Raw genomic sequence first — 12,476 nt, forward strand, 5'->3', positions numbered from 1 at the left:
TTTCATTTCACGAAAAATAAAGTATACTATATGTAACACAAATGATCAGAGCGTATCTGAAAACGACAATTAATACACCAGGAAAAAGAGGGAAAGAAACATGGACAGAATATTGGTCGTAGACGATGCGGAATTAAACCGTGAACTATTATACGATATATTAGAAGATGACTACACAATTGAGCTGGCTTCTGACGGAGTCGAGGCTCTGGAAAAGCTTAGGAAATACCAAGCCGAGATTTCCGCCCTGCTTCTGGATCTTCGGATGCCCAACCTTGACGGCTTTGCCGTAATCGAAGAAATGCGGCGAAACGGCTGGATTAAACACATCCCCGTACTCATTATCAGCAGCGAGCACGCCATTGAAATTGAAAACCGATGCTTTAATCTGGGCGTTTCGGATTTTATCCACAAACCCTTTGAAAGCTCTATTGTGATAAATCGGGTTAAAAATGCCATTGAATTATTTACCTGCAAGAATCAGTTAGAACAGACGGTAGAAAAGCAGGCCATGACACTGAAAAAGCAAGTCCAGATTATTGAGATGCAGGCAGAGCAGCTAAGGGATGCAAGACCATTTAAGCATCTCATGATGGAATACAGCTCTGCAATCCTTGAGGTGGAGACAAAGCTTAAGGTATTGAACGCAGAATTCTCACAGGTATATAACCGGAATCCTTTTGAGGCTATCAAAAGCAGGCTGAAATCACCGGAAAGCATTTATGAAAAGCTGGAAAGAAAAGGCTATCCCATCACACTGGACAGCATCCGCAAAAATCTGTCGGACGTTGCCGGACTTCGGGTAATCTGCTCTTTTCCCGACGACATCTACCGCCTTGCAGAGCTTTTCATCAAACAGGACGACATTGTTCTGGTGCGCCAGAAGGACTACATAAAGACCCCCAAGGCAAACGGCTATCGAAGCCTTCACTTGATTTTGGACGTTCCTATTTTTTTGTCCAACGGTAAAAAATACATGAAGGTGGAGGTACAGTTCCGCACCATTGCCATGGATTTCTGGGCAAGCCTGGAACACAAATTAAAATATAAAAGAGATGTGGAAAATACCGACGAGATTGTGGAGCAGCTCAGAATATGTGCAGATTCCATTGAAGCGCTGGATCATCAGATGCAAAAGATTCGGGACCAGATTGACCTTTCCCGTGGGTAGCAAATATCTTCCTTGTATTTTAATATGATAAGAGGCGTTGGTCAAATACTGATACAGCGGCGCCGGTGTGTTGTTCATTTGCAATACAACACCAAAAACGTCAATTGACGCGGGCACCGCTGTACTTTTATTCTTCACTCTCACTTCTTCGTCTGTATTAGACCTCTTCCGCCCCTTCAGCAGTCTTTTTGCTTTTAAAATACTCGTCAACTAAGGCCGCGGCATCTTCTACACACTGGATACAGCATGGAAGAGGCTGAGGACCGTCCATGTTCTTAAGCTCGCGGCAGTAAATAGAGCCATTCTTTTCACGATATTTTGCTGCTGCCTCACGGAATTTTCCATAGGTATCCATCTTCGTTTTCCGTGGATTCTCCATATCTCCCGCGCTGTTTGCAAGGCTGATGGTCAGAAACATGCCTGTGACTGCCCCGCAGGTATCCCGTAATCCTCCCATACCAAGACCGAATCCTTCTGTGAGCTTGAATACGTCTTCTTCTTTGACACCCAACTCCTCACAATATGCACAGATTACTGCCTGGCAGCAATTATAGCCCTTATTGAATTTCTCAACTGCCACTTCCTTATTTGCTTTCATTGCTATCCTTCCTCTTTTTCTCAATTTTCAATTCTCTTAAGCAGCTTGTCCCCAAGGCATCACTTTTCGCTCACAGACTTAAGATTCTCAAGCCAGCTTATGCCACAGGCATCGCTTGGCATCCTTAAATCCCCTCTTGGAGACAGGGAAACCGTCCCCACCTTTGGCCCGTCTGGCAGACAGGACCGCTTAAACTGCTGCGAAAAGAATCTCCTTAAGAATGTCTCAAGCCATTTATAAATCGTATGGTCATCATATTCACCGTTAAATGCGTATCTGGCCAGCCGATAAATCTTGGCAGGCTCATACCCAAACCTTAACAGATAATACAAGAAGAAATCATGCAGCTCGTAAGGCCCCACCAAGTCCTCCGTCTTCTGGGCAATCTCCCCATCTTTTGGCGGAAGCAGTTCAGGGCTTACCGGTGTATCCAGCACATCATAAAGTACTGCCTTTAACTCATCATCCCCGCAGGTATCCGCATAGTAATGCACCAAATGACGAACTAGTGTCTTTGGCACAGATCCATTGACCCCGTACATAGACATATGGTCGCCGTTATAGGTGGCCCACCCAAGAGCCAACTCCGACATATCCCCAGTTCCAATCACAATGCCTCCATTTTGATTGGCCACGTCCATCAACACCTGTGTGCGCTCCCTCGCCTGCGCATTCTCAAAGGTCACGCTATGGTCGTTTGGATCATGTCCGATATCCTCAAAATGGCGATTGACAGCTTCTCCAATCGGAATCTCCCTAAGCTTCGCCCCAAGCTTCATTGACATCTTACAGGCATTCCGGTAAGTCCGGTCTGTAGTTCCAAAGCAAGGCATGGTCACAGCCGTGATTCCTTCTCGGTTAAGTCCAAGCATGTCAAAGGCCTTGGCAGTCACCAGGAGGGCAAGAGTCGAGTCTAGTCCTCCTGAAATCCCCACAACAGCGCTCTTGGCATGGGCATGGCTCAGCCTCTTCTTAAGCCCCATTGCCTGAATCATAAGAATCTCCTCACAGCGTCTCGTCCTCTCCTGCCCGTCTGCCGGAACAAAGGGACGTGAGGAAATACTTCTGGTAAGGCTTGTATCTTCCATCAGGATGTCAAATGAAATCTTCTTAAGCCGCGGCTCCCTTGCCGCCTGGAAGGTGGTGTTTCTTCTTCTCTCGCTCGCCAGCCGTTTCCAGTCAATCTCCGAGTAAATCACATCATTTACAAAACGATTGCTCTCTTTTAGAATTACTCCGTTCTCTGCAATCAGATTATGTCCGCCGAACACCAGGTCTGTGGTGGACTCCCCTTCCCCTGCATTGGCGTAAACATAGCCGCAAATCAAACGTGCCGACTGCCCTTCAATCAGGCTTCTGCGATAAGAAGCCTTCCCCACGGTCTCGTCGCTTGCCGAACAGTTGACAATCACTACCGCCCCTTCCCTTGCCGCCTCCATACTTGGAGGTACGGCCGACCATGCATCCTCACAAATCTCCGCAGATACCACAAGAGACTCTATGGTTGATGACGCAAACAAAAGCTGGGGTCCAAAGGGCACCTTCTCCCCGTCAAACAGAATCTCCCGCGCCTCCTTTGGCCCCTGGCAGAACTGGCGCATCTCGTAAAATTCTCCGTAATTCGGCAGAAAGGTTTTGGTCGTAAGGCCCAGAATCTTTCCTCTATTCAATGCTGCCGCCACATTATATAACTCTCCGCCCACGGTAAGGGGGACTCCCACGAACACCAGGGCGTCTTTGTCAGTCGTATGCTCTGCAAGCCTGTGAAGCGCAAGCCTCGCATCATTCAAAAGAATATCCTGTGCAAAAAGATCTCCGCAGGTATATCCTGTCACGCAAAGCTCTGGAAATACCACAATCTTGGCGCCTCTATCCACAGCCTCGTCAATCAGGCCGCATATCTTCTCTGTGTTATAAACCACATCCGCAACCCGAATATCCGGCGTCACCGCCGCCACCTTCAAAAAACCATCCTTCATCTAGCCGGTTCACTCCTTAACTATTTACTGCGTTTGATAATCTCCTTAAGTTCTTCCACCGTATATTTGTACGCCGTATTACAGAAATGGCACTTTACCTCAATATCTTCCCCGTCCTCAATCATCGCCTGGATTTCTTTCCTTCCGATACTCACAACCGCCTGCTCTACTCTCTCCTTAGAGCAATTACAATAAAACTGAGTTGGCATTGTATCGGTAATCTCCAATCCTAATCCCTCAAACAAAATCTCCAAAAGCTCCTCCGGCATATGCCCCTGCTTCAAAATTGAAGTCACAGAAGATAGCTTCTTTAAGTTCTCCTCCACTTTGCAGATGGTCTTCTCCTGGGCAAAGGGCATCATCTGTATAATAAATCCGCCGGCACAGTCCACCGTGTTATCCTTCTCCATCAGAACGCCAAGCCCCACGGAGGAGGGCACCTGCTCTGAATTGGCAAAATAATAGGTCAGATCCTCTGCAATCTCACTGGATACCAGAATGGTCTGCCCCGAATAAGGTTCTTTTAACCCCATATCCTTAATTACCTTTAGAAGCCCGATTCCGACAGCGCCGCCCACATCTAGTTTCCCGTTCTTTGGCGGAAGCATCACCTCTGGATTCCCTGCATATCCCTTCACATTGCCGTGACTGTCGGCTGTAACTGTAAGCCCTTCAATGGGCCCGTCCCCGCGAATCTGAAGGGTCAGCATATCCGTATCATTCTTCATCATGCTGCCCATCATCGCCCCTGCACTAAGAAGCCTGCCAAGGGCAGCCGTAGCCACAGGGCTGGTGTTATGGCGCTGCCTCGCCGTCTCCACCATCTGTCTTGTGGTGGCTGCAAACCCACGAACCTGGCCATCTGCGGCTGTGGCTCGTACTATATAATCTTCCATTCCAAAACTCTCCTTAAAAAACTACTTTCCATACTCCTGGGCAATCACACAGACACGCCCGCTGGTGTACATAGGCGCTTTCTTCGTGTATGCGTCATACGCCGCAATGTAGCGGAGCCCTGCCTTCTCAATCAGAGTCTTAATCTTCTCCAGGGTGTATGCCTTCTGCTGATGAACCTCCTGATATTTTCGGTAAAGGTCCGAATCCTCCTGACTCTGAACGAACAGCGTAAGCTGATATTCATTCGTCTTGTCCTCAGTCCTGTAATCATTCTCCCAGATAAAACTGCATTCTTCCCGTTCCTCTGCAATTACTCTATCTCCAAGTATCTCTCGGTACTTATATTCTGTGTTAAAATCAAAGATAAATATACCCTGTGGGTCCAGGTAATTATTCACAAGCTTGAACACTTCTGTTAATTCCCCATCATCTTTTAAATAATTAATGGAATCACAGACGCTGACCACAGCCTTGACTGTACCATATAGTTCAAATGCCTGCATGTCCTGAAGAAGATACAGGATATCATGGCCGCTCTTTATACGTTTCTCCATGGCAAGCTCAAGCATGGACTCAGAATTGTCCACACCGATCATGTCATAACCCTTTTTTGCCAGTAATTCCGTCATGATCCCTGTCCCACAGCCAAGCTCTAACACCAGGCCGTCGAAGATATCGTATTCTTTCAATATATCATGAAGATAATCTGCCCACTGTTCGTAAGGTACATTATCCATAAATGTATCATATACCTCAGCAAAACTTGTATATGCCTCCATCTTATTCTCCTTCGCCATCAGTATTCTAATAATACACGCATTAGCGTGTTTCTTCATTATATCATGGCTTTTTGGGTTTTTCAATAATGGAAAGGAATAAGACGTTCTTCCGTCTCCACTTACCCAAGAAGTTTTCCTTCTTAAGCTCTCGCCTTGCTCTATATGTCCGCCTGGGAATACTAATCCCCCTGCATATCCCGTTCCCTTTTTCTCTTGCACAAGGATTCTATGTTCATCATAAACCAAACACATATTGGTCAACTCAACTTGTGTTTTTCTTGGCACAAACCCCCCCACTTCCTCATCATTATAACCTCCGGTCATGTTTTTTCAACCACGCTGTCAAAAACTACCCCTGTCTTTAAAGTTTCAAGCCTGTCTTTTCTGTGGGCAATAAGGATTAGAATTGATTTTTACCGCCATGAAATAGAACGCACGTCAAAAATGAGATGCCGCCCATATCGGTTGGCATCTCATTTCATATTCTATAACTGATTAAGCTTCTCTAAAAACGCAATGTAAAATTCTCTTTCTTTGGCACACTCCCGCTGAACCGCTAAGCTTGTAGAAGTATATACAGCAGGATGCTCCAAATTAAACAGTGCCTGCTTCGTCGCCTGGATTGCAGATTCCACACTATTCCCAAGGATATCCAAATTTTCTGTTTCCCCTCCCATCGTTTTAATGCATCTCTGGACCATCATCTCCGATATATGTGTCATCTGTCCATTACTTTTAATCCCAAGACCATTGGCATTTACTTCTTTTGCCGCCTCCATCCACGCATTCTTTACGTCCAGCGGGGCATTGGGGCCAACCATATCAAAGGCTTTTTCATCATAATCTATTGTTTTATCCTGCGCCGCCATTTTTGCTGCTATTTCCATAAATCCCGAAGCTGTGGATTCAGTACTACTCTTTGCTTTCCTTGTTCCGTACCATGCCGGATTCCCCATGGCTGCAATTCCATTTAAGCTCATTTTTCAAATCCTCCATTTTCTTTGTTCTGTCAGCCCATCTGTCGGTCTGGGCCCTTTCTGCTCCCTTGTAATAAGTCCAAGCAGTTCTTTACCTCCATGTAAACATACCGAATTAACTTCCCCTGTCAAACTTCATGCCGACCTCGCCTCCTTAATACCTTGTCTTATCCTGCGCATATAATTTAACGCTTCGTAAATTATATCGACAGATACACCTGTTTTGTTTACTTATTGTTTATTTTAATCCTTTCATCATGCGGGATGAAAGCAGACATTCATCCCCATTGACCATGTAAATCACCCGATTCTGGAAATCAATTTCCCTGATATTGTCCTTGTTCACCAAAAATGAGCGGTGGCATCGGTAAAATCGCTTATCCACCTCTTTTTCAATCTCTTTGATTTTCCCCAAAAATTCCATCTGACGATTTTTACAATGTAAAATAATTTTGTGTACATTCGGAGACGTTTCAAAAAAGAGAATATCATCATAATCTACTGTAAATACCTTTTCATTCACTTTCACAGAAAAATTTGCGTGCACTTTATTATTGACAGACGCAAATCTTTGATTCGCCTTGAGAATACAATCATATACTCTTTTTCCCAATTCTTCAGGAGCATCCTTCAAAATGAAATCCAATGCCTCTAATTTATAAATAAATGTCATGTAGCTCATTTCCGAATGGGTGGTAACAAAAATAATAAATCCTCTCGGATCATATCTTCTGATTTCCTGTGCCAAAATCAGTCCTGTCATATCTGTACCCAGGGCAATATCCAGAAAATATATTCCAACCTCCTCTGTTTCTTTCACTTTTTCCAGGATTTTATAGGGATCTTCAGAAACACAGTAAAGTTCCATGTCCAATTCTTCCATAAGGACAATATTTTCAACCACCTTCTGTATTTTATCTCTCTCCGCTTCTATATCTTCACATATATATATTTTTAACATACTGCATCTACTCCTTATCATAGCGAATACAAGGCTTTCCGGCTGTACCAGAGATATTTCTTTTTTGATATTATACAAAACGCCTAAAATTTGTCAATGAAAAGCATTGCCAATCCCCATCATTTTGCACATGTTTACATAAACCGCCAAAACGAAAGCAGCCAGAAGGCTCCTCTCGTTTCAAGCAGCTATAAAGTATTAGTCCTTCATTAGCTCTAAAAATGTATCTTCCAGAGTTTCACTTGCCTCATAAAGCCCTGTCATCACCACATTATATGACGCCAGTAATTTTGCAACATCCTTCTTTTCATCTGCGCCAATCCTGATTCGTACCTCCTGCTCATTCTGTGAAACCACATGGTATCCATTTTCCTGAAGAATTTTTTGTGCTGCTTCCGTATCCAGGCTTTCCATTACATAAGTAATCTGTTTTTCTTTCTTATCATCGTGGAAATCCATAAACTGAATGATTTCACCTTTTTTGATTATAATTGCCCTGTCACACATTTTTTCCAATTCGCCCAATAAATGACTTGAAATCAATACAGTGATATTCTTTTCATTTGCGATTTTCCTAATATATTCACGGACTTCATAAATACCTTTCGGGTCCAGTCCATTGGTAGGTTCGTCTAATACCAAAACATCAGGATCCTTTAATAAAGCCTGGGCAATTCCCAATCTCTGTCTCATGCCAAGGGAATATGCTTTGACATTCTTATTCGCAGCATCCATAAGCCCTAACAATTCCAGCAATTCTCCTACCTTCTTTTTTCCCACGCCATTTAGTCCGGCAAAGTACATTAGATTCTGATATCCCGTGTTGTATGGATAAAAACTAGGTGTCTCAATCATGCAGCCGATATCCCTGACACCGCTTAAATCCACTTCTCCGGTATAATTTCTGGTCAATCCGACTAAGATTTTCATAATACTAGTTTTCCCTGCTCCATTGGGCCCAATTAGTCCGACAATCTCACCGCTTCCAAGCTCAAAGGATACTTTATTTAAAATCTGAAAATCTTTTGCTCTTTTACTGACATTGTTAATTCTTAATACACGATTCATTTTCAATCTTCTCCTCCTAATCCTGTTATTCAGTTTTTTCTTAACAAATTTATTATAAAACAAAAATCTCTATGTTTACATTTTCTGTCATAAATGCCCATTTTTAAATCATAAATGCTTTTTCTTGCCAATTTTCCCGCTATGAAGTATAATAAATTCAAAGCCAAGATTCGTATGCGAGTCTTGGCTTTGGGTTTGCGCCGGTTTTACTGGTAAAAAGGAGATTTTTATGCTTACACAATATTTGATTGCTTCCATACTTATAGCCTTTTTGTTGACTTGTGATATTTTTATTTTGGTCCACCCACATCTTTCCTTAAAAAAGTACCCTATTTTCTTTTTCTCATTTTCAGCACTTTTTTATATACAGATATATTTTACCTTTTATCCCATGTTATTTGTTATACTGGTGGTAAATTCTATCCTGTTAGTGATATTTACTAAGAAATTATATTTTGTTTTTTATATTCCGCTTGGTTATATTTTTAACTGTGTTTTAGGCAATTTAATGGGGTTGACAGCCAATATAATATGGGATCTCTCAGTCAAAGAATTAAATGCTGATATATTATATTTAACCATATATGGCATTTCTACATTAGCCGCCAGTTGTCTCATCCTTTATCTGGTCAGACGATTTTTTCAAAAATATCTTATTGATACTTTTGAAAAAATGAGCAAAAAGCTGCTCTCTTTGATTGCTTTAACCCTTTTGCTCTGCGCATTTATGGTTTTCACAATGGCTTCTTTTTTTGATAACATAGATATTACACACAGGGAATACTTTTTAATGGCTTCTTCTCTTGTCCTTTATTTTCTGTTTACAATTAGCATGATTTTTATCGTACTGCACACCACCAGAAAAAGCTACGAAGCACAGAAAAAAATGGAATATCTGGAAAACTTAAATGAATACACTAGAAACTTGGAAATGGTATATGATAATCTGCGGTCTTTCAAGCATGACTACATCAATATTATGGCTTCCCTGGCTGCCTATATTGATGAGAAAAAATATGATGAGCTGGGAACCTTTTTCTATGAATATATTTTACCAATGCAGAAAAACCTTACGCAAAAAAACGGAACGTTGAACAACTTATTGCGCGTCAGGATATTAGAATTAAAAAGTATTTTATATACCAAGCTGCTCTTAGCCGTCAATCAGAATATCCAGGTGAACCTTGATATTCCGGACGAAATTGATTCCATTCACATGGAGCCCATTGACATGACAAGAATGCTTGGAATTTATCTGGATAATGCCATAGAGGCATGTCTGGAAGCAGAGCATCCAGTCATTAATTTTCATCTGGGCAAAATGAATCAGGATATCGTATTTATAATATCGAATACGTTTATTGACAAAGGGCTTTCCGTTGCACAGATGCATAAAAAGGGCGTGACCACAAAGGGCGACGGACATGGGCTCGGCCTTTACAATGTGTCCGAAATCTTGAACCGCTATGACAATATTTATCACGAAGCTTTAATTAAGGACAGCTTGTTCATTCAGCAAGTCCAGATATCATAAAAGGTGTACATCGGTACGCCTTTTATGATATCTGCTTTGTTAAAGATTGGTCTGCTCCTTATAAATCTTTTTTCTGTAAAACGGCCACACCAGCGATTGAAAATGCAACACCTGTGATAATAAATACTGCAATATTTTTGACACTCCAATCCTGATACATCAGGAGCTGATCAGAAAGACAAAACAACACATAATCCATTACTTTTCCCAGAGCCGTTATTTTCTGTCCGATCAGTTGCAAAACACTCGGCATTATCCAAAACAGTACGATCAGATAGATAAAAGGCGTAATAGTTGTGTTCAGAAAACATGTAATCATGATTGCCGTTGCGCCTATGGCAAAACCATAAATCATATAAATCAGGATTTCTTTTCCAATGGTTCCAATCAGCATGGCCGCTGTCCATGGCTGTTTACAGACAGTCAATGCGATATCGTAAAAAATTCCGCCGCATAATCCAATCAACATACTGGCAAGCGCTATGCTCACAATTTTTGCCGTGATAATCTGGATTCTGCTGCTTCTTGATGTAAAAACAAATGTCGCTGTTTTCAGATCAAATTCTTCCCCTAAACACTTTGCCGCTAAAAACATGATTAAAATACTGGAAAAATTTCCATAAAATGCGATTACATTGTGTACCCCAAAACTATCCGGAAACATATACGCACCGTATGTCATTCCTCCACCCATAATCAACACCATAATCAGACCTAATAGAAACTCTCTTTTTTTCAGCAGCTTTACTAATTCCAACAATGAAATGTCCATCGTTTTTTTCATTTCTGTGCTCCTCCTTTCGATTTAATATCATTATAAGCATTTTTAATTCCCATGCCTGTTTTTTTCTTAAACGGTCATAAATCTGTCATAAGCGTATCTGTAACTGCTTCTACCCGTTCCTTCGCAATCCCAAAAGCAACCTTACGAGTCTTTGCATTTCTCCAATACACTCATCTATAGTCTCAAGATAATAAAACCATGTCCCATCCTTCGCTTCTTCACAAAGGTATGTAGTCTTTTCAGCCCATTCAGAACTTGCGTTGAATATTTTATATCCTTCATCCTCAACGCTTACTCCACTTATCAGCAGGTCCTGAAACTCAACTGTTACAATTCTGCCTTTATTTCTTTCCCTGCTCCATTCTCCGAAACGTATTTGTTTACAAGTTCTCTTACTCTTTCAAAATTATTCATCAGGCTGGGTCTCCTCAAGCTTCTGCTTAAGTTCAATTAAGCTATCTTCAATATTAGCTACATCAACAAAGAATACATGCACTGTTGTTCCATCTCCTGAATCAAATGAAATATCTGGGTGTCCTCTCATTTCATCATTCAACGGATATAACAACCAAATCTCAGATGTCCCATATTTCTTTGAGTATGCATACATCTGATACATATCTTCCTGCGAAATACCATAATTCTTTCTATCGTTATTCACTAAGCTTTTCCACTTAGTATCCATTATTACAATGCGCCCTTTACGTTTAAGAACAATATCCGGTCTAAGTGAGAACTGTTTCCTCGGTTCAACAAACAAATAGTATCCTTTATCTTGAGTTGAAACCTCCCACCCATCTGAACATGCTACCTTTTTCATCTGCTGTGCAACATAACGCTCATATACTCTTTCCATTGGAAACAGCAGCGCTCTTGAACTATTCTTTCCAGAAAAAGTAGTAAAGCTTTTATTCATAAGGAGTACCTTAGACCACTGCATCAACATTTCATAATCCTTGGTGCTTCTATCAATTACAACAGCCGAAAAGTCCTTCTGATAATTTGTAGATGGAGCCACCATCTCAAATGCAATTAATAACTGTCTTATTTCTTTAGAGTTCTCTGCACTGGAGGTCAGCTTCTGCAATTTTATCAAGGTAGCCTTTATCAGCTTGTTTTCTGCCCTATTCGGATGAAATTCATCAAATGCAACCCAAAATCTTTCCTTATGTACTGTATTAGCTCGGATATGTTTACTCACCTGAAGTTTTCCCCTATAGAACCGCAAGTTGTCTTCCTGTTCAACATAAGCAGATTTGATTCCATGCTTTACAAGTCGCCTTACTTCCTGAAGATACATGTTAATGAATATTTCATATAAATTCATTCGATCAACTTTAAGACTGGCATCACTAAAAGCTTTACTAGGGAAATCCTTCATGCTTCGCAACATTTTGAGGAATGTCCGTTTTGTTTTTGCACATCCAACATCCTCTCCATCGCCAAAGCTAATCTTTGGAAGCACCTGTATCTGATATCCATTTCTCATCTGTATCAGGCCAACATAGTTTTTAATTGTAACAACGTTGCCAACATTTCTCTTATATGCAATTCTCATGAATTCGAGTGCATCTGTATTCTCCTCATCACCAGTATACTTATGGATAAACTCTACGAGGTTTTCAAATGCTTTCTCAGGCAAATATTTATAATTATCATCGTCTTTATAATCTGCATTTCCAGTAATCGACTCAAACTCTCTTACTTCTAACAGCTTATCCATGTTAT

The 12,476-nt window shown here is 41.5% G+C and carries 11 protein-coding genes; 2 read left to right on the forward strand and 9 right to left on the reverse strand.

Annotation, left to right across the window (positions count from 1 at the left end):
• Nucleotides 1–100 precede the first annotated feature (100 nt).
• Nucleotides 101–1,171, forward strand: a complete 1,071-nt coding sequence (locus GN277_RS14040) for a response regulator (protein WP_159751607.1) — start codon at nucleotides 101–103, stop codon at nucleotides 1,169–1,171.
• A 157-nt stretch (nucleotides 1,172–1,328) separates the two neighbouring features.
• Here GN277_RS14040 and GN277_RS14045 read toward each other — a convergent pair whose 3' ends face one another.
• From GN277_RS14045 to GN277_RS14075, 7 genes are all read right to left on the reverse strand, one after another.
• A complete protein-coding gene (locus tag GN277_RS14045; RefSeq protein WP_159751608.1) occupies nucleotides 1,329–1,769 on the reverse strand; it encodes a C-GCAxxG-C-C family protein in 441 nt (146 codons plus the stop codon).
• 59 nt (nucleotides 1,770–1,828) lie between these two features.
• The gene (locus GN277_RS14050) at nucleotides 1,829–3,748 is read right to left on the reverse strand and encodes an NAD(+) synthase (RefSeq protein ID WP_159751609.1); all 1,920 of its coding nucleotides are present in this window, start codon (nucleotides 3,746–3,748) and stop codon (nucleotides 1,829–1,831) included.
• A 20-nt stretch (nucleotides 3,749–3,768) separates the two neighbouring features.
• Nucleotides 3,769–4,644: an Hsp33 family molecular chaperone HslO gene (hslO, locus tag GN277_RS14055; RefSeq protein ID WP_159751610.1), complete on the reverse strand. Its 876-nt coding sequence runs from the start codon at nucleotides 4,642–4,644 to the stop codon at nucleotides 3,769–3,771.
• Nucleotides 4,645–4,665: 21 nt separating this feature from the next.
• Complete coding sequence (locus GN277_RS14060; RefSeq protein ID WP_159756781.1) at nucleotides 4,666–5,424, reverse strand: class I SAM-dependent DNA methyltransferase; 759 nt, start codon at nucleotides 5,422–5,424, stop codon at nucleotides 4,666–4,668.
• Nucleotides 5,425–5,909: 485 nt separating this feature from the next.
• Complete coding sequence (locus GN277_RS14065; protein WP_159751611.1) at nucleotides 5,910–6,404, reverse strand: hypothetical protein; 495 nt, start codon at nucleotides 6,402–6,404, stop codon at nucleotides 5,910–5,912.
• 235 nt (nucleotides 6,405–6,639) lie between these two features.
• The gene (locus GN277_RS14070; protein WP_159751612.1) at nucleotides 6,640–7,362 is read right to left on the reverse strand and encodes a LytR/AlgR family response regulator transcription factor; all 723 of its coding nucleotides are present in this window, start codon (nucleotides 7,360–7,362) and stop codon (nucleotides 6,640–6,642) included.
• Between the two features lie 198 nt (nucleotides 7,363–7,560).
• Entirely contained in the window at nucleotides 7,561–8,430 is an 870-nt protein-coding gene (locus GN277_RS14075) for an ABC transporter ATP-binding protein (RefSeq protein WP_159751613.1), read from the reverse strand.
• A 673-nt stretch (nucleotides 8,431–9,103) separates the two neighbouring features.
• On the opposite strand from GN277_RS14075, the gene GN277_RS14080 reads away from it, so the two are divergent.
• Nucleotides 9,104–9,964: a sensor histidine kinase gene (locus tag GN277_RS14080; protein WP_244324721.1), complete on the forward strand. Its 861-nt coding sequence runs from the start codon at nucleotides 9,104–9,106 to the stop codon at nucleotides 9,962–9,964.
• A gap of 58 nt (nucleotides 9,965–10,022) precedes the next feature.
• Here GN277_RS14080 and GN277_RS14085 read toward each other — a convergent pair whose 3' ends face one another.
• Both GN277_RS14085 and GN277_RS14090 read right to left on the reverse strand, forming a co-directional pair.
• Nucleotides 10,023–10,748 carry a hypothetical protein gene (locus tag GN277_RS14085; protein WP_159751615.1) on the reverse strand — a complete coding sequence of 242 codons (726 nt, stop codon included), beginning with the start codon at nucleotides 10,746–10,748 and terminating at the stop codon, nucleotides 10,023–10,025.
• A gap of 406 nt (nucleotides 10,749–11,154) precedes the next feature.
• Entirely contained in the window at nucleotides 11,155–12,471 is a 1,317-nt protein-coding gene (locus tag GN277_RS14090; protein WP_159751616.1) for an McrC family protein, read from the reverse strand.
• Nucleotides 12,472–12,476 lie beyond the last annotated feature (5 nt).

Source organism: Sporofaciens musculi (genome assembly GCF_009830285.1).
Taxonomy (GTDB): domain Bacteria; phylum Bacillota; class Clostridia; order Lachnospirales; family Lachnospiraceae; genus Sporofaciens; species Sporofaciens musculi.